Consider the following 15,723-nt stretch of genomic DNA (forward strand, 5'->3'; position numbering starts at 1 on the left):
CGGGGCCGTGCGCCTGTTCGGCCCCTGCTGCGCTCAACCAAGGCATGGGATACACGCACTACTTCCACGACTCCGTCGCCACCCCCGTCGTCGTCGCCGAAGCCGAGAAGATCATCGCCGCCACCACCGTGCCGCTTGTCGGCAATTTCGAGGGGACGGTCGGTCCGCGGATCAGCGAGGCCGACGGCATTTGGCTCGACGGGGTTGCCCCGGACGACTACGAGACTTTCCTCCTGCCCTCGCCGCACAACCGTGACCGGCACGAGTTCGGGTCCGTCAAGACGGGAATGCGGCCTTACGACGAAGTTGTCGTCGCGATCCTGGTGGCCGTGATCCTGGACGGGCAGCACGTCTCGTCTGACGGCGGACCCGCCGAATGGGCACCCGGCATCGCCTTGTTCGAGCGGGCCGTCCGCCCGTTGACCGCGGTCGAGTCCGCCGAACTGTTGATGGTCCTGGCGTCTCGGTATGCGCCGCTGCGCTCAGAGACGCTGTGAACACCGAATCGCCACTCTTGACCGCCCGCCGACTACTGACCGGCGTCGTCGGCTCCCGCGCCTACGGCCTGGACCACCCCGAATCTGACGTCGACTTGATCCGCGTTGCGATCCTGCCGTCGTCCCGTTTCCTCGGCTTGAACCCGCCGACCGGGTCTGCGCTGACCTTTCACGGCAAGACCTCCATCGGCGACATCACTGTCCACGAGGTGGGCAAGTTTCTCGGACTCTGCCTGTCCGGCAACCCGACGGTCATCGAGACGTTGAACTTGGACGCCTACACCGACGAAACCGACGAGACCTACCGGATACGCGACCTGCGCGGCGCAGTCTTGTCGGCCCCCGCGATCAAGACCAGTTTCTACGGCTACGCCAACGCGCAAATCCAGAAAGCGATGGCGTCCGAGAACCCCGCCCGCCGTGAAAAGACGGCACGGCACGCCTACCGGCTCGCCCATCAGGGAGCCCGGCTGTGGCGAACCGGCCAAGTCGTGGTGCGCGCAGACCGGGACGGCTGTTTCGCGTTCGGCGAAGCCGTCGCCGCCGGAGACCACCAGCGGGCGCGGAAACTCGTGGACTGGTTGGGGGATGAGTTCCACAAGCCCACCATCCTGCCCGACACTCCCGACCGCGCCGCCGTCGAGTCCTACCTGCTCGACGTCCGCCGTCGACTCGGCTGACCAGGAAGACCGCTCATGTCCAACCTGCCCGTCTTCCTGACGGGGCTCGCGTCCGGCCCCGTCATCGTCGTCGCCGCCTGGATGCTGGCCCAGGCCGTCCGCGCCGTCATCCGGTGGTGGCCGAAGCGCCCACCACTGGCGATCCACGACGACGATTTCCGCGTCCGCAACGCCGCCGCCATCCTGACGGCCCGCAAGGTGGCCTCCATCCGCTTGCCTGGCAGCGTCGTGCTGTGCTGGCGCAGCACCGTCCCGTGGGGCCATCCCACAAACGATGTTGTCAACGGTATCCGCGTCCTAGCCAACCCGTCCCCGCCCGCAGCAGAGACATGAGCACATCGACGCCGAACCGGCACCCTCGCGGCATCCCGGCAGGCGGGCAGTTCGCCGCCGGACGCAAAGGCGAAGGTGTCGGTCTGCCTGCCGACGCCTCCGAATGGGGCGACGACGCGAGCCCTGCCTCGCACGCCTACCACCGACGCTACTGCCGCGACGACGGGACCGTTGAGTTCCGCGACCGTCTCGGCTTCTTCCACAACCCTTCCGGCCCCGCGGTCGTCTACCCGGACGGCGGCGAAGAGTTCTTCCAGCACGGAAAACGGTCACGACTGGAAGGCCCGGCGGTTCACGGCCCCGGCGTCGCCAACCGGTTCTTCGTCGGTGGCGTCGAAGTTCCCCGGCACAAACTGGAAGCGGCTGCGCTGGAACACTGGGAAACGTCCTGCCAGACACGGCAAGACGGCGACACCACCGTCACCGAGACGTACTTGCCGCACCCGAGAGGCGGCTACACCACGGTCGTGACGGAGGGCAGCACCGAGCGCTATTTCGATGCTGACGGTCTGGCGCACCGCGAAGACGGCCCCGCTGTCGTGACCAGGAAGGGCTTCTTCACCAAAGACGACGAGTCGTGGGTCCACGGTGTTCGAGTCGATGGTTCCGGGCAAGGCAGGAAGCGGGTTGGTTGGCCGCACCTGGCGCAGGCCCGGACGGAACGGACCGGCATGTGGACGTTCGATCGCGACTACGAGAACCTTGACCAGGTTGAGCCGTTCGCGGAAGCCTTTGACGCCCGGACCGCCGAACTCGAAGCGGCAGGGAGGTTCGCCTACAACGGCGAGTACACCGGGCGTCTCGGGCCGAGCCTGGCAGGCGAGGGCGAGGACACCGCGATCTATCTATTGCAGAAGCGGAAGAGTGTCCGCGCTTACCAGGCCGAGATGACTAGCCGCCGACAGGACGGCTACGTCGACGTCCCCGCCGACCTGCTCGACGGAACCCACCGCTACGCCAACATCACGGTCTTCGGCGGGCAATACGACGGCGGCACCCACGGAACCGTCACCGACCTCGAAGGCGGACGGGTCGTCGTTCGTGGCGGCAAGTTCATCGGCGTCCTGCCGAAAGGCAAGCGGACCCACGGGTTCGCTGCGGGCTCCAACGCTGTCGTGCTGGTGCGTCGTTGACTGCGCTCAACACCGGCATGACCACACTCACCCACAACGACTGGCGTGCCGCCGGTCAAGACCTCTTCGGTAGCGACCTAATGTCGTGGCGGTTCGCCTGCCCCGCCTGCGGGGACGTCGCCAACGGCCACGACTTCGCCGCGGCCTTGTCTGAGAACCCGCGAACGCGGCTGGACGGCTCCGTCGTGCAGGCACTCGACCTGCTCGGGTCGTGGTGTGTCGGTCGCGCCATCGGCGGCACGGAGCCGACGCGCGGATGCGACCGGACCGCCTACGGTCTGTTTCGGGGGCCGGTGCGAGTGACCCTGCCTGACGGTCGACCGCCGATGTTCTCGTTCCGTTTCGCCGACACTGCCCAGGCCGCGCGATGACCGTCCTGGCCTGCGCCCTCGTCGCCATGTTCGGCGCATCAGGGTGCGTCGGCCTAGCCCTCATCAGTCCCGCATTCGGCGGCCCGAGTCTGCTCGGTATCGCGGCCAGGGTCGCCGCCTTGACGATCAGCGCCGTCTGCGGGATCGCGTCGATGGTGTCCCTGGTCGCTCTCGTCTACGTGGCGTTCCGCACGCTGGCCGCGCTGTGACCGGCTGCCGCGCCGAGTGCGACCGGGTCGTTGGGCATCCTGGTTCCTGCATGGTCCGATGTGAGAAGACCCCGTGACGGTCTATGTCGACGCCGCCCACGTCGCCGCCTCTGTCGAGAACGGGCCGCGGACACACACCTCAACCTGGTGCCACCTGATGGCGGACGGCAACGCCGAACTCGTGGCATTCGCGGTCCGGATTGGCCTGCGCCGGAACTGGATTCAGCGCGAAGGTAGCCCGTTCGAGCACTTCGACGTCACGGCGGGTAAGCGTTGGCAGGCTGTCGCTGCCGTTGATCGACCACTCCGGCACCGCGGCGATCGCCCACGGGGCAGTCCCGGACGGAGACTGGCAGGTCGTCTTCGGACACAACCTCGACGACGACTGGGAGCCGGACTACCCGATTGTCGGGATACTGACGCGCGAGAACGACGCCATCGTCCGGGAATCTTTCGACAACGATTGACGCCCCCGCCCGCAATACGGGCATGAGTGTTCAACCTCGCGTTAAGCCCGGCGTCCCCACCGGGGGCCAGTACGCACCCTGGGGGCGCGGTGAATCCGACGGTCTCGGAGACATCGTCGGGACCGGCTTCGACGACGGCCAAGGAGTCTCCGACGAAGACGCACAGATCGTCCTGGCGCTCAGCAAGGTCGTTCTGGACGACCCCAACATCGAGGCCATCCGATGCGACGGCGAGTCGTGGGTTCGCTTCGGCAACGGAATGTGGAGGTCGCCGAGCGGGGAAGTCGTCACCTCCGAGGAACTGCTCGCGGGCGGCCACGCCATCGCCCCGGACAGCGATCTGCCTATCGGCGCGACTGAGCGGCTGGCTTCGGGGCGGGCTCGCGGCGCGCTCTTGCAGAGTCTCGACGGAGGATGGGGCGCGATGGGGCGCTCCGACACCCTCGCCTTCACCACGAGCGAGCACGCGACATTCGCCGAGGCCGAAGCAGCCTTAGTCGCCTGGGACCAGGACACCCACCCGCAACGCTGGGGGACCACCGGGAAGCTCGGCTACGGGTCGAAGACCCCGTGGGGACCGGCGCAGCACGTCAGCCACCCGGCCCCCGGCGTCGCTGTCGTGTCCACCGCTGGGCACGGCGGCGTCAAGCTGTCGCGGGAACGCAACGCGATGATTCCCGCGCCGCTGCGTCGACCTGGCGGCTGGTACGAAGAGGATGGCGAGTCGTACATCGCCTTGATGCATTTTCCGGAGGCGGCGGCTCAGGCTGGCCGGAGGTCTCGGCAGTCGCTCGTGAACGAGATGACTGCCGGGGTCAAGAACTGGTTCCCCGACGAGTACGAGGAAGCGACAGGGCAGACGATCCCGTTCGGCGAGTCACGCCTCAAAGACGAAGCCGACTGGTATGCCGCCAACGCCGAACGGGAGATCGCCATCTCGGCCCGAATGGCCGACCCTGGCGAGTTCACCGACGCAGACGGCATGGTGGCGGTCACCGTCGCGCGCGGCGGCAAGCGGGGCGATGACGCCGAGAAGCGCGTCATCCTGGTGCCGAAAGACGACTATGACAGCGGACAGAAATACAGCCACGGCGCGTGGACGGGCGGCGTCTTTGCGGTCCCCAAAGATGCGACCTACCGAGACGTCACGCCCCCACCGAAACCCGTGGTGAAGTCCGCGCGGGTGCGCACCATCACTGCCGACTTCGACGCGATGCCGGCCGCGACGGCGCTGCGTATTCAATCCGAACTGAACAAGCGGTGGCTCGACCAGGACGGCAGCGTCCGAACGCTGCGCCAGCTCGTCGAAGACGGCTATGTCAACGGTAAGACCGTCATGGTCAGCAACGGAAAGCGGAACTACTACATTCAGGACGCTGGCGACCCGAACAGCGCCAAGCCGGACGACACCCTGGTCATTCCTGTCTCGAAGGATACTTGGGACGCCATCGACGCCCCCGACACCCGCGAACCAGCCCTGTTGGCGTCGCAAGCGATCCAAGTCGCCATGTGGCAGCACGAACACGCCACAACGCGGGAGGAACGAGAGCGCACGGCAGCCCGGATCGAAGCTCTTCGCCGCGCCACCTCCTGACACCGCTGCCTCAGACCCCATTCCGGTGAATGTCCGTCCTGGGCCACCGATGTGGAGCGACTGCGCTCCACCGACCCGCATCGACGCCGACGGAGACCAGTTTTGGGAGGTCGACGGCCAACCCCACCGCGACAACGGGCTCCCCGCCGTCATGCGGGCGGACGGGACCACCGAGTATTGGGTCCACGGCGTCCGCCAGCCCCCGCCCGCAATACGGGTATGACGGCGACGATCCACAGAGTGCCCGCGGGCACCAAGCGGGGCGGCGAGTTCGCGACCCACCCCAAGTCGGAACCCACTGTTGACTTCGGCCCGGACGTTGCCGCAGAGCCGTCCGGGCCGTTGGCGACCGCCTGGCGCGACTATCTCGACTGCCCCGATGAGGATTTGGACCGCGCCGTCGTCGCATTGACGGCGACTCAGGTTCGCACCGCGTACCCGAAGGCGAAGACGTTCAGCATTCTTGTCGGCGACCAGCGACCGACCCAGTTGACGGGAGTTTGCGACCACGACGGTCAGTCGTTGGTGTATCTCGGCGGCGACGAAACAGGCTACGGTCCCGACCCGGAATTGTCCGTAACGGAACCGGGCGGCGTAGTCGCCGACCTGTCTTGGTGGACCGCCACCCACTGGGGCGCGATGGCGGACGACGCGCTCGACCGAAGCAACCCGCCGTTCGAGTCTGCCATCGAGTATGTCTTCGGCGTCGACCACTGCGCTCAGTGAACGCATGACAATCAGCGACGCCATCGACCAGCACCCCGACCGGGCCTCCCACGACCTTGACAAGACCCTGGGGACCAACCTCGACGTCGAAGCCAACTGGGCTCTGGCGTTCGCTGCCGCCCTGGTCCCGTTCATCCTGGACGCCGACCATGTGGGGGATGTCTGCACGGAGGTCGATCCGATCGCGGTGCAAATACGCGACCACGGCGTCCTGGTCACCACGGTTTCCGCCGACCAGGTGGAAGTCCGGCAGGGGCAGACAGGCGAACAGGCCGTCGTCGTCGCCATCAACGCCATCGTCTCCGCGGTCGAGAAGGCGTTGAGTCGCCCCACCGAATCGGTGCGGCGGATCAAGTTGCTCGCGCCGACGTTCGCGAGGCGGTGGCTGGCCGAACTCCTGTCGGTCGTCTACACCGACCGAGACGACGTCATTCTGCGTCAAACGGCTGACCGTATCCGCCACGCCGACAACCGCACCTACGTCGATCTACTTCTCGGGGAGTTGGGGCCGCGCGCGAAGACTCCGATCACCGTGATGTCGCGGGCGGGGAGCCTGGCGAACATGCTCGCCGCCACGAACGGCGACGGCGAGGTCGCCCGGTTGATCGTCGGCTTCGTCTGGCCGTCAATGACGGAGGCCGAGATCGCCTCGACCGCCGAACAGTTCGTCGGCCTGGGGTGGGCTGGTCAGCGCTGGTTCGTCGCAACGATGGATTCACTGGTCCGTCTCCCCGTCACGGAGATGGCCCGATGAGCGCCGACTCCTGGCACGCAGGGTGCGCTGACGCCGACGAAGCGGCCTTGACGGACTGGGACGAGCGGCTGTCCTGGGACGGTGTTGACGTTGACGTCGACAGCAGGTTTGGCTTCGGCTCGGATGAGCCGTTCGACGCCAGCGAATCTGAGCGCGCCCTGCAAGCCTGGGCAGACATGCTGGTTGCCAGCAAGTCGGCGCAGCGGGGGCGGCATCCGGCGGGAACGCCTCGGGGAGGGCAGTTCGCCGCCACCACCCGTCGCGAAAACCGGCTCTAGGGCCTCGCTGCGCTCGGTGAAGAACATGAGCACCGGCACCGATCTCGCCCGCGTCATCATCGACGGCCACCCCGCCCGCGTCGACCACGTTCTCGATTCCCCATTGGGGGGCGCACGCCGCAGATAGTGCGGCCTGGGCGCTGCGCTATCTCGCGGTGGCGCTGCCCCGGCATTATCGCAACTGGTCCGTCGAGGTCGTCAAGCACGGCGCTCCGAGCCAGCCGACGCTGTTCATCGACCGTGGAGAGCACCCCGTGGCGATCGCCGTGGGCATGGTCGAGACCCACCCTGATATGACGGCACGAGATGTCCCGATGGGCGCTCTCGGGGTGGCCTGGCGGGCTGCATTTCCGTTTGCCGCATAGGGCGTTGTGGGCGGGCCTGGACGCCTCCGTTGCCGCGCGAGGGGATGGCGTGGTCGACGTCGAGAAACCCGTCCAGGTCCACCCACCACCGGCTCTAGCGCCGTGCCGACCGTTCGTTCTCGCAGCGATCGCAGCCGCATTCGCGGGCCAACCGGCACGGCCTGCACAGGCGGGGATCGTCGTCCGAGCTCGACCAGCCGCCGCGGTGAAACCCGAAGTGGGACAACGTCTCGACGATGCTGGGATGTCGGTCGACCACTGCCGGGTTCCCGGCCGACGCGGCGTCCGCACGGACGTGGCACTGCTCGCACGCGAGCACCCGCGGCGCGATGGACAGCACACCTCGCGGTGCGTCGGGGATCGAGTCCAGGTGCCGTGGCGTCGGTCAGTAGGTGTCAAGCACTTTCGCTCTCCGTTCGGAGAAGGTCGGCCTGCCGCGTCAACCGGTGCTCGATCAGCGGCAGAAAGGAGAGATCGCGCTCGATCGCGATGCAGCGTCGCGATTCGAGCAGGCATGCCTCCACCGTTGTTCCCGATCCCGCGAACGGGTCGAGGACGACGCCACCGGCAGGGGTGACCAGACGGATGAGCCAGCGCATCAACGCCAACGGCTTCACACTGGGGTGGCTCACGCCGTCGACGCGGGGGCGCTCTGCCGTTCCAGGCTTGGCCGCATAGTAAAAACGGGACGCCCCCGGAGCCTGTTGATCGAGAATGTCGGCCTGCTGATCGTCAAGGACAACATTGGCAGGCCAGCGGCCCAACGCTTCCGATCGGGCTGTCGACGCGCGAGAACGAGACGCGCTGGCGGCAACGGCAACAGCGTCCGCCATCCACGGTCGAGTCCACCCGTCGGTGGACATGACGCGGCCTTTAGCGCTACTGCCGCCACCGAGCGAGTCCGTTGTCGGCAGACGGCAGGCGTCGACACGCAGCGCCCCCGTGCCATATGCGGCGGCGTTACTCGCGACGGTCCTCTCGACCGGCTTACGCGCCAAGACGATCGGCTCGAATCCCGGCTTCAACGCGGTCGCCCACCCGGTGCGGTCCCCGGTGTCGTCGGTCAGGTTGACGGCTTTCGGGAACCCTGATCCGTACAGCCACGCTAGCGAGTCCCGTATCTCAAACCCGGCATCTTCCAGCCCGGACGTCAACCGGTGCCAGGTCCGGGTTCCGCCGAACGCGACGACGTGCCCGCCCGGCTTGATCGCGCGAAAACATTGCTCGCCCCACTGCGTGCACCATTCCTGGAAGCGCGCGGCGCTGCGGAACGTGTCCCACGACGTTCGCATCAAGCCGATCGCATACGGCGGGTCGGTGCAGACAGCGTCGATGCTGTTGGCAGGGAGGTCGCCCAGGACAGCCAAGGCGCTCTCGGCATAGACCGTGACTCGATCGTCGCGGAAGAACGGCTCGACCATCAGTTGGCGTCGATCTCGGCGATCAGGGAGACGGTTGCCATCTTCGTCGCGTGGTCGGCGTCGCTCCAGCCGTCCAACAGCGACGCAGCAACGTCGTCGGGGACACGCGGGAACGCCATCCGCATCGCATCGGATCGACCGGACTGGCTGAGCCGGTCGAGGGCCGCGACCCTGGCGGTGTCGGTCGCAATCGTCCCTTCGGCGCGCTCGGCTTGTGTCGCGTGGGCGTCGATGGCGGCCCATTCGTCATCGTTCCACGACCACGGCCCGGTAGCGCTGGCGTGGGGCGAGTCTTCGCCAGGGAAGGGAAGCATCGCATCCTTGAACGGTCGGGCGTCGTTGTAGGACCACCCGACGGAATACTGACGCTCGTTCCGGAGCCGAGCGCGTTCGGTGTTGCGCCGGGATTCGGCGACGGTGGCGATGACGTCGGCTCGGTTGACGGCGACGATCATCTTGCGGGCGATCTCGCGGGCCACCGTCCGCGGCGTCGCGTCGGCGTCGGGAACGATGTCGTCCCAGCGAATGCTCTCGGTGGTGAGAGACGCGGTTCGCGGGCCTGTGCCGTTGGCGAGAATGTCGACGCCAACGATGTCGTCCTCGTCCCAGATGTGCCCGATCCCGGCGACCGGAGTTCCCCAGTTGTCGATCGCCAAGGAGGTGGTGGTGAACGTTTCCAGCATGGCGTAGTCCCCCGACCGCAGACGATGCCCCGTTTCCGGCAACTCGAAATCGCGGGGGCCTCCGTCCTGGTCGTGGGTCAGAACGTAGTCGACGACCTCGTCGGACAGGTCGTCGGTCGTCATCGCGGCGCGCACGCCCTCCGGAGCCAGGGGATTCTCGACCGCCCCCAGATCAACGTCGGGCTCGCCGCCTTGCTTGGCGACCCACTTCCCGCCGCGACCTCGGGGATGCTGGGACTCGTCGTGAACGCTCATGCCTTCATTGCGGGCGGGGGGTGTCGAACGCCATTGACCCAACACTCGACGCTCCCGTCCACACGATCGCGGGGAGGCCGCCGCCACGGCCCGCCACACCTTGGACCCGTCAGCCCACACGATGGCGGGCAAGTCGCCCTCACGGTGGAGTTCGCCGTCTACCTCCCAGATGCGGGTGGTCAAGACGACCCGCCTGCACCAGGCGAGCGCGCTCTTCGACCAGCGGCCACGGCGGCCGACGGACCGGCAAAGAATTGGCATGGGTCTCAACCACGGGAAAAGCCTCAACATCGGCTCCGGCAAGTATTACCGGCTGCCCAAAGACGAGGCGACCGTCACCTACCGGCGGCGACGGCGTGGCCCAGCGTCGTCCGTGACCGGCGTTTTGTACTGCGTCGACGGGCAGTTGATGTGCCAGGGGCGGCAAGTGTTGCGGCTGCTGCGGTTCCACAACGGGAAGTTGCACCACGACGACGCTCGCGAAATCATCGACGCCGCATTGATCTCGGCGGCTCGGACGGTGGACAAGTGACCACGCCGCCATCGTTCAACCTCGCCGGTTTAGACGCCGCCTTGACGTGGATTCGACGCGATTCGAGTCAACGCCGATCCGACCGGGACGCCGCGACCATCGGCTCGTGGGAATCGGGGATCGACCCCGACCTTTACACCGACTTCCCCGGCCCGGTCGGCGACTTGCTCCGGGACAAGTCTTTGGCCGAAGCCAGCCTCGGGTTCGTGGACCCGCTGGTGACGATGCGGCTGCTGCGCCCCTACTTCTTGGCGTGCGGCGTCCGACCCCGGTCCAGGACCGCCCCGCCCGCAGTACGGGTATGAGCAACCACGTTCGGGTTCCGGCAGGCGTCAGAGAAGGCGGCCAGTTCCGCGCCCACGCCCGCAGCGAAGGGTCCGGCCTCGGGGCGCTGGTCTGCGTGGAATGCGGCGGCAACCTGGTGGTCGAGAGTGACGGCGTCCCCGCGCACGTCGGACTTGACGGGGAACCGTTCACCACCGACCACGACTACCGTGATCGGGACGACCTGCCGGACTATGGCGGCGCGACGGCGTTCCCGGACTTCGACGTGGCCGACACGCCCACGCCGGTCATCGACGACGTCGAGCGAGACCCCGAACCTCTCGACTACGAGTTCCAGTTGAGCGCCGCCGGACTGGACTACGTCACCGACAATGGCGACGTCGCCGTCCAGGTGGACCGGGGCGAAGACGGCAGGCCGGTGCGGTTGCGGCGCGGAAAAGTCGTCTTCGAGGTTCCCGTGATCGGCACCGAGCAAGGGCATTACGGCCCCGTCCCGATTGGCTCCCGACGCGGAGACGGACGACGCCCTGTCACCGAAGTGGCGGCTCTGGCTCGACAAGACATCAAGGACGCGATCGCCGTCGGGTGGCTGCCATCGAACCTGACCTATCGGGTTAAGACGCGCCACGGGTCAAGCGTCAGTGTTGACATCGAAGGCGTCAAAGACGCCGACCGGGTCGACCCGTGGAAGGCCCAGGTCGCCGAAGAGCACGGGGCCTTCCGACGCACCGACCGTGACGAGTTCATCGAGTTGGAGCGTCGCGTCGAGCAGATCGTGAGACGGTACGGCAGGTTCGAGATCGACTCGATGACCGACTACTTCCACGTCGACTACTACAGCAACGTCCGCATCCCGAGAGAGTCCGAACAGGCGTGGTGGGCCGCAGAGCGGGAACGGCTGGCTGCTCGTCGTCGCCCCAACGCCAACCGCAAGGCCGCAGGCTAGGCCCGCTTAGGCCGCACAAGCACCGTCTGTTTGCGGTCCCGGTAGGTGTCGTGCTCTTTCACGACCCCCGTGACGGTGACCTCGTCGCCGGAGTCGACGTCGTAGGCCCACGCCGCCGCCGTGTAGGTCTTCACAACCCCGGCAGGAGTCTCGATGACGACGAGGCGCTGCGTGCTGCCGTAGGCGTAACCGTCGACCGTCAGGGCGGTCGTGATGCGGCCCGTCACCGTGACCTTCTCGCCCTTGGTGCCGATCCAGGCGTCGACCACGGGCTCGGTCTCGGCCTTCTTCGTCCCGACGAGGCGGTCGTAGACCGGGATGGCCGCGCACAGGATGCCGTAACCGTTGTCGGGGACATACTCGGCGCGCAGAATCACCGCCAGGTTCGCCTCAAACGAGTCACCGGACTCGACGACGTGAGCCAGCACCGTCTCGGTGATGGCCGGGGCCATCCTTTCCCCCTGCTCGATGAACGGCGCAAGTTCGGCGCGAAGCTCGGCGTCCTTCTTCCGGCTGCCGAACAGGACATCCGAGACGACCATGCGGGTGGGGGTTTTGCTGTACGTCGAGCCCCAGCCGAACCGCTGCACGGCGGCGTAGGCGACGGCGATCACGGTCTCAACGGTGGCGGACGGGGTTCCGCCGCCAAGACCACCGAAACCGTCCCGAACCGACTCAGTGTCGATGAACGCGGGCAGGGTCGACCATCCGAGGAAGTCTTTGATGCAGGTCGCCCCCACCTGATTGACCGTGGTGCCGTCCGTCACCAGCATGACGCGGCGACGGTTCCGCTTGGTGCCGCAGTGGTCGCAGGCTCCCTCGCGCAGGGCCGAACGGTCGACCAGGCTCTCGTCCACCCCCGGCGCGCACCGCACCAAGAACTCGGTTCCCGCATCCGTGGCGACCGCGTCGATCGCCGCCAAGAACGTCCACCCGTCATAGCAGGGCGGCTCGCCGGTCAACGTCGCCTCCACGAAGACGTACTCGCCGACACCGTTCTCAGCCTTGCGAGTCACCGTCGTGCCAGACAACTCGAACCGGCCCGTGAACCCGCGCTTCGCGGCGCGCTTGTTGATGGCCGCGACCTTGGCGACGGTGGCGGCATACTCGGCGGGGGTCAACGTCCAGGTGTTCATGCCGTCTCTGAGCGCAGTCGGTCCGCATCTCTCGGCCGCGCCGGCGGGGCGGTCGGCAAAGAACGAGCATGAGCACCCTACCGTCCACCGACCCAGACCTCGCCGAGACCTACGCGCTCCGGCGACCCGACGCCCCCGAGTCCGAGACATTCTTCGCGGATAGCCTCGCCGAGATCATCGACCAGTTCATTGACGGCTATGCCGCGATGGACGACAAGGACGCACTCGCCGCCCGCGCCGAAGTTCTGTCAGGCGTCGTCACCGCAGCCTCCCGCAACGCCCTGGAAGGGGCCGAGTTCGACCCGACCCCGACCGACGCCGAGTTGACGGCAATCGCGCGCGACAAGGCTGAACCGTTCCCGCTGACGGAGTGGACTCTCGACATGCCGCTGCTGGAAATGGCGCACCACTACCAGCCCTACACCGACGTCCCGCTGCCGAGCGGCAGCGTCGTCACCTTCGACGCTGCCGACGAGCGGTCGTTCCTGACCTGCCTGCATGGGCTCGGGGCGATCTGGTTCGCCGTCCGCGACAACGACGACGACTAGTCGGTTCCCGCCAGCCGGTAACACCGCCACGTCCTGCCCGACGTGGCGGCGTTCGACGCGCCCGCTCAGGGCCGATAAGGGTTAGCTGGCGCGTCACCGTCGGCTGCGCGCGAACGACGATCTCCGTCAGAGCACCATCAGGACGATCGCATCCAACGGGAAGGTGATCTCCCATGCCGGACACCGCAAGGCGAGAGTGGCGTCATCGACCGCGGTCAGTGTGCCGACGAACTTCTCGGCCACACCGGCTTGATCGACCATCACCGTCACCCGCTCGACCGGCTCGCCATCAGCGAGAACGTACTGGGCCATCGCGCGGACAGCGAGAGGAAGACCTGCCGCCCAATCCGAGCCAGGCTGCATGGCGACGACGATCTTGCTTTCCTTGACGGCCCGAGCAGCCTCGTCGGCCAGGGCGATTGCGAATACATCAGAGTTCATGCCTCTGCTGAGCGCAGGCGGCCCCGACGAATCGCCGGGGCCGTCCGGCCCCATCAACCGGCCTGCCGATCTGCCTGTCGTCCGCTGATGCGCTGGGCGAACCGGCCCAAGGCGGTCGTCGCCGCGCCGCGGGCGCTCTGCGCGAACGTCGACGGTGTCGACTCCACGTCGCCGCGCCGAATCTGGCATCGGTGCGCTTCGATGTCGGGCGTGAACCACTGACAGGATGGGCACTGCTCGACGTTGATCCGCTCCTTTTGCTTTTTGATCCGGGCCGTGAATGTGGCACCCGGCGACCGGGAATCGCGCACCGCCTCGTAGTCGGCGAACGTCGCCTTGTAGCCGTACTTCTTGCCGTTGGTGGTCATCACCATCAGGCCGGAGCCATCCTTGGCTTCCGGGTCCGCGGCGAACCCGGTTCCGTCGATCCAGGTCGACTTCACCTCGGCGACCGGCACACCGGCAGCCCGCTTCTCCCGGCGACGCTGCTCGACAATCGCGTTGACGTCCGAGACCGGGACGGACGGTCGGCGGCCTTCCAGGGTGGCGTGAATGATCTCGCGGGCCGCCAGTTCGGTGGCGTTCGAGCCGTTGCCGGCGATCTGGACGTCCCACAAGCCGTTCTGCGGCCCCGAAACGCGCGCCCACCCAGACAGGGCCTTGCCGTCTTCGCCGGTCACCGAGTAGGGCACGTCGAACGTCCCGTGACCTTCCTTGGCGAAGCGCCGAATCGAGGTCTTCGACGGCATCCGCACCGAGACGCCATCCGACTCATACCGCATCCGGTGGGTGCGCCGACCACCCGACAACGCCTGACCGCCGGTGTTTCCGGGGGTGTAGTCATCCGGCATCTTCGGATAGTCGCCCCGAGGGGCACCCCACTGCGCCGCAGAGAAGTGGGAGTCCCACCACTCTTTGCGTCGGCTGGTTCGCCGGGGGTCGATCGTGGTGCCGTGCGTGATCGCGGGCACGAATCGGCCCGCTTCGAGGTCTTCGCCGCGTGCGGCCCACCGCAACTGGCCGGGGGTCGGCTCGCCCTTGGGCATTGATCCGTACTGTCCGCCGTTCGGGTTGCCCGCCGGGACGCGAGGTTGGTTGTTTCCGCTCATGCCCATATTGCGGGCGGGGGCTTCACGGGCGCTGAGGAATCTCTGGCAGGTCGTAAAACTCGGGGTCCACCATGTAAGGGATCAGCAAGTGCCCCCGGTAAGAGGCGTATACCCGCTCGATTGTGGCTGGCCTTGGGTAACCGGGGAGGGAAACCAGCGTGTCAAACAATCGCTGACGCTCATCGGGCGGCATGGTGCGCGACGAGAGGCGCATCTGCATGATGCGCAGCACGGGGCGAACCATCGGCGCATCCAGTCGAGGCCACGACGACATCCCCTCTTTGATCGCGGCGTCCCGCCGCGCTTTCCACCCTTCGACGTCGCGTCGTGGTTGGGGGTTCTTGAGTTCCCACTCCGAGCGCAGATACGACTTGTGCTCGTTGAGAAGCATGGCGTAGCCCGAGATGAAGTGATTGAGCGTCCGATCCGAAATCTCGACCTTGCTCCAAAACTCGATTGCCTCCCTAGCCGTGTAGCAGTACGGCGGAAACTCGTAGGTTCCCTCGCCGTCGTTCCACAACTTCAAGGGGGCAGGCTCCGACCCGCCTCCTGGGGCGAACTGGCCGCCACCCGGTGCCCCTTGCGGGCGGCGGACCGGCTGTTGCACCGCCATCGTCACTCATCACCTCGTGTCGTTTCCGCTATTGCGGGCGGGGTGCCACCGCCGGGCTGCGAAACCCGGCGTCCGGGCTCTGACGGCGCGACTATATCAGGCCGCAACCTGGGCGCACCGTGGATCGACGGCTCACTCGGAGCTTCCTGCGGAGCCGCAGCAGACTGATCCGACTGAGGGGACGGTGACTCGAAGCGCGAAGGACGACTGGTCGGGGCTTCTGCGCCACCCGAGGACTGCTGGACGGGGGCGGCTACGCGACCAGTCGGCTGCTGAACCGGGGGAGCGACAGAACGACTCTCCGGCTGTGGCTGGTCGGCGACAGGACGGTTCTGCTGTGGCTGAAC

At 67.1% G+C, this 15,723-nt stretch carries 22 protein-coding genes and 1 pseudogene; 17 read left to right on the forward strand and 6 right to left on the reverse strand.

What is annotated here, in order from left to right; all coding sequences use genetic code 11:
- Window positions 1-44 precede the first annotated feature (44 nt).
- From BN13_RS19530 to BN13_RS02455, 13 genes and pseudogenes are all read left to right on the forward strand, one after another.
- Window positions 45-497 (forward strand): hypothetical protein, encoded by a 453-nt coding sequence (locus tag BN13_RS19530; protein WP_048544135.1) that lies wholly within the window; start codon window positions 45-47, stop codon window positions 495-497.
- Window positions 494-1,177, forward strand: a complete 684-nt coding sequence (locus BN13_RS02410; protein ID WP_048544137.1) for a nucleotidyltransferase domain-containing protein — start codon at window positions 494-496, stop codon at window positions 1,175-1,177. The genes BN13_RS19530 and BN13_RS02410 overlap by 4 nt, the downstream gene beginning before the upstream one ends.
- A gap of 15 nt (window positions 1,178-1,192) precedes the next feature.
- On the forward strand, window positions 1,193-1,510 hold the full coding sequence (locus BN13_RS02415; RefSeq protein WP_048544139.1) for a hypothetical protein: 318 nt from the start codon (window positions 1,193-1,195) through the stop codon (window positions 1,508-1,510).
- The gene (locus BN13_RS02420; protein ID WP_048544140.1) at window positions 1,507-2,643 is read left to right on the forward strand and encodes a hypothetical protein; all 1,137 of its coding nucleotides are present in this window, start codon (window positions 1,507-1,509) and stop codon (window positions 2,641-2,643) included. The genes BN13_RS02415 and BN13_RS02420 overlap by 4 nt, the downstream gene beginning before the upstream one ends.
- 17 nt (window positions 2,644-2,660) lie before the next feature.
- Entirely contained in the window at window positions 2,661-3,014 is a 354-nt protein-coding gene (locus BN13_RS02425) for a VVA0879 family protein (protein WP_048544141.1), read from the forward strand.
- On the forward strand, window positions 3,011-3,223 hold the full coding sequence (locus BN13_RS02430) for a hypothetical protein (protein WP_048544142.1): 213 nt from the start codon (window positions 3,011-3,013) through the stop codon (window positions 3,221-3,223). Before BN13_RS02425 ends, BN13_RS02430 begins: the two co-directional genes overlap by 4 nt.
- 157 nt (window positions 3,224-3,380) lie before the next feature.
- Window positions 3,381-3,467 (forward strand): annotated as a pseudogene (locus BN13_RS20860) (hypothetical protein); the annotation flags it as partial.
- Window positions 3,468-3,516: 49 nt separating this feature from the next.
- Window positions 3,517-3,690 (forward strand): hypothetical protein, encoded by a 174-nt coding sequence (locus tag BN13_RS20130; RefSeq protein WP_235433907.1) that lies wholly within the window; start codon window positions 3,517-3,519, stop codon window positions 3,688-3,690.
- Between the two features lie 22 nt (window positions 3,691-3,712).
- The gene (locus tag BN13_RS02435; RefSeq protein WP_048544143.1) at window positions 3,713-5,284 is read left to right on the forward strand and encodes a DUF7007 domain-containing protein; all 1,572 of its coding nucleotides are present in this window, start codon (window positions 3,713-3,715) and stop codon (window positions 5,282-5,284) included.
- A 219-nt stretch (window positions 5,285-5,503) separates the two neighbouring features.
- Window positions 5,504-6,010: a hypothetical protein gene (locus BN13_RS02440; RefSeq protein ID WP_157038395.1), complete on the forward strand. Its 507-nt coding sequence runs from the start codon at window positions 5,504-5,506 to the stop codon at window positions 6,008-6,010.
- 4 nt (window positions 6,011-6,014) lie between these two features.
- Window positions 6,015-6,764: a hypothetical protein gene (locus tag BN13_RS02445; protein WP_048544146.1), complete on the forward strand. Its 750-nt coding sequence runs from the start codon at window positions 6,015-6,017 to the stop codon at window positions 6,762-6,764.
- Window positions 6,761-7,042 (forward strand): hypothetical protein, encoded by a 282-nt coding sequence (locus BN13_RS02450; RefSeq protein WP_048544148.1) that lies wholly within the window; start codon window positions 6,761-6,763, stop codon window positions 7,040-7,042. The genes BN13_RS02445 and BN13_RS02450 overlap by 4 nt, the downstream gene beginning before the upstream one ends.
- A 155-nt stretch (window positions 7,043-7,197) precedes the next feature.
- Window positions 7,198-7,407 (forward strand): hypothetical protein, encoded by a 210-nt coding sequence (locus tag BN13_RS02455; protein WP_048544150.1) that lies wholly within the window; start codon window positions 7,198-7,200, stop codon window positions 7,405-7,407.
- A 395-nt stretch (window positions 7,408-7,802) separates the two neighbouring features.
- Here the strand turns inward: BN13_RS02455 and BN13_RS02465 are convergent, their stop codons facing one another.
- Together BN13_RS02465 and BN13_RS02470 are read right to left on the reverse strand one after the other, a co-directional pair.
- Window positions 7,803-8,828: a DNA-methyltransferase gene (locus BN13_RS02465; protein WP_048544155.1), complete on the reverse strand. Its 1,026-nt coding sequence runs from the start codon at window positions 8,826-8,828 to the stop codon at window positions 7,803-7,805.
- The gene (locus BN13_RS02470; RefSeq protein ID WP_048544159.1) at window positions 8,828-9,766 is read right to left on the reverse strand and encodes a hypothetical protein; all 939 of its coding nucleotides are present in this window, start codon (window positions 9,764-9,766) and stop codon (window positions 8,828-8,830) included. Before BN13_RS02470 ends, BN13_RS02465 begins: the two co-directional genes overlap by 1 nt.
- Before the next feature lie 259 nt (window positions 9,767-10,025).
- On the opposite strand from BN13_RS02470, the gene BN13_RS02475 reads away from it, so the two are divergent.
- The 3 genes from BN13_RS02475 to BN13_RS02485 are packed head-to-tail and all read left to right on the forward strand — an operon-like array spanning window position 10,026 to window position 11,529.
- Window positions 10,026-10,298 (forward strand): hypothetical protein, encoded by a 273-nt coding sequence (locus tag BN13_RS02475; protein ID WP_157038396.1) that lies wholly within the window; start codon window positions 10,026-10,028, stop codon window positions 10,296-10,298.
- Window positions 10,295-10,603: a hypothetical protein gene (locus tag BN13_RS02480; protein WP_048544164.1), complete on the forward strand. Its 309-nt coding sequence runs from the start codon at window positions 10,295-10,297 to the stop codon at window positions 10,601-10,603. Before BN13_RS02475 ends, BN13_RS02480 begins: the two co-directional genes overlap by 4 nt.
- Window positions 10,600-11,529 (forward strand): hypothetical protein, encoded by a 930-nt coding sequence (locus tag BN13_RS02485; RefSeq protein WP_048544165.1) that lies wholly within the window; start codon window positions 10,600-10,602, stop codon window positions 11,527-11,529. The genes BN13_RS02480 and BN13_RS02485 overlap by 4 nt, the downstream gene beginning before the upstream one ends.
- Here BN13_RS02485 and BN13_RS02490 read toward each other — a convergent pair.
- Window positions 11,526-12,665 carry a hypothetical protein gene (locus BN13_RS02490; protein ID WP_048544166.1) on the reverse strand — a complete coding sequence of 380 codons (1,140 nt, stop codon included), beginning with the start codon at window positions 12,663-12,665 and terminating at the stop codon, window positions 11,526-11,528. The two genes, BN13_RS02485 and BN13_RS02490, sit on opposite strands and share 4 nt — an antisense overlap.
- Before the next feature lie 68 nt (window positions 12,666-12,733).
- On the opposite strand from BN13_RS02490, the gene BN13_RS02495 reads away from it, so the two are divergent.
- Window positions 12,734-13,213 carry a hypothetical protein gene (locus tag BN13_RS02495; protein WP_048544167.1) on the forward strand — a complete coding sequence of 160 codons (480 nt, stop codon included), beginning with the start codon at window positions 12,734-12,736 and terminating at the stop codon, window positions 13,211-13,213.
- 126 nt (window positions 13,214-13,339) lie between these two features.
- On the opposite strand, the gene BN13_RS02500 is transcribed toward BN13_RS02495, so the two are convergent.
- From BN13_RS02500 to BN13_RS02510, 3 genes are read right to left on the reverse strand one after another with little or no spacing between them, the layout of a single operon-like run.
- On the reverse strand, window positions 13,340-13,654 hold the full coding sequence (locus BN13_RS02500; protein ID WP_048544168.1) for an LSm family protein: 315 nt from the start codon (window positions 13,652-13,654) through the stop codon (window positions 13,340-13,342).
- 53 nt (window positions 13,655-13,707) lie between these two features.
- The gene (locus BN13_RS02505; protein ID WP_157038397.1) at window positions 13,708-14,763 is read right to left on the reverse strand and encodes a hypothetical protein; all 1,056 of its coding nucleotides are present in this window, start codon (window positions 14,761-14,763) and stop codon (window positions 13,708-13,710) included.
- A gap of 22 nt (window positions 14,764-14,785) precedes the next feature.
- A complete protein-coding gene (locus BN13_RS02510) occupies window positions 14,786-15,289 on the reverse strand; it encodes a hypothetical protein (protein ID WP_157038398.1) in 504 nt (167 codons plus the stop codon).
- Between the last annotated feature and the right edge of the window lie 434 nt (window positions 15,290-15,723).

This window comes from Nostocoides jenkinsii Ben 74, assembly GCF_001046875.1.
Lineage (GTDB): Bacteria > Actinomycetota > Actinomycetes > Actinomycetales > Dermatophilaceae > Nostocoides_A > Nostocoides_A jenkinsii.

Bases quoted from the DNA above. Each gene is read 5' to 3' on its own strand.
- BN13_RS02495 (WP_048544167.1), top strand. From the start codon at position 12,734: ATGAGCACCCTACCGTCCACCGACCCAGACCTCGCCGAGACCTACGCG.
- BN13_RS02435 (WP_048544143.1), top strand. From the start codon at position 3,713: ATGAGTGTTCAACCTCGCGTTAAGCCCGGCGTCCCCACCGGGGGCCAG.
- BN13_RS02445 (WP_048544146.1), top strand. From the start codon at position 6,015: ATGACAATCAGCGACGCCATCGACCAGCACCCCGACCGGGCCTCCCAC.
- BN13_RS02430 (WP_048544142.1), top strand. From the start codon at position 3,011: ATGACCGTCCTGGCCTGCGCCCTCGTCGCCATGTTCGGCGCATCAGGG.
- BN13_RS02415 (WP_048544139.1), top strand. From the start codon at position 1,193: ATGTCCAACCTGCCCGTCTTCCTGACGGGGCTCGCGTCCGGCCCCGTC.
- BN13_RS19530 (WP_048544135.1), top strand. From the start codon at position 45: ATGGGATACACGCACTACTTCCACGACTCCGTCGCCACCCCCGTCGTC.
- BN13_RS02470 (WP_048544159.1), bottom strand. From the start codon at position 9,766: ATGAGCGTTCACGACGAGTCCCAGCATCCCCGAGGTCGCGGCGGGAAG.
- BN13_RS02490 (WP_048544166.1), bottom strand. From the start codon at position 12,665: ATGAACACCTGGACGTTGACCCCCGCCGAGTATGCCGCCACCGTCGCC.
- BN13_RS02420 (WP_048544140.1), top strand. From the start codon at position 1,507: ATGAGCACATCGACGCCGAACCGGCACCCTCGCGGCATCCCGGCAGGC.
- BN13_RS02485 (WP_048544165.1), top strand. From the start codon at position 10,600: ATGAGCAACCACGTTCGGGTTCCGGCAGGCGTCAGAGAAGGCGGCCAG.
- BN13_RS02465 (WP_048544155.1), bottom strand. From the start codon at position 8,828: ATGGTCGAGCCGTTCTTCCGCGACGATCGAGTCACGGTCTATGCCGAG.
- BN13_RS02500 (WP_048544168.1), bottom strand. From the start codon at position 13,654: ATGAACTCTGATGTATTCGCAATCGCCCTGGCCGACGAGGCTGCTCGG.
- BN13_RS02450 (WP_048544148.1), top strand. From the start codon at position 6,761: ATGAGCGCCGACTCCTGGCACGCAGGGTGCGCTGACGCCGACGAAGCG.
- BN13_RS02475 (WP_157038396.1), top strand. From the start codon at position 10,026: ATGGGTCTCAACCACGGGAAAAGCCTCAACATCGGCTCCGGCAAGTAT.
- BN13_RS02425 (WP_048544141.1), top strand. From the start codon at position 2,661: ATGACCACACTCACCCACAACGACTGGCGTGCCGCCGGTCAAGACCTC.
- BN13_RS02505 (WP_157038397.1), bottom strand. From the start codon at position 14,763: ATGAGCGGAAACAACCAACCTCGCGTCCCGGCGGGCAACCCGAACGGC.
- BN13_RS02440 (WP_157038395.1), top strand. From the start codon at position 5,504: ATGACGGCGACGATCCACAGAGTGCCCGCGGGCACCAAGCGGGGCGGC.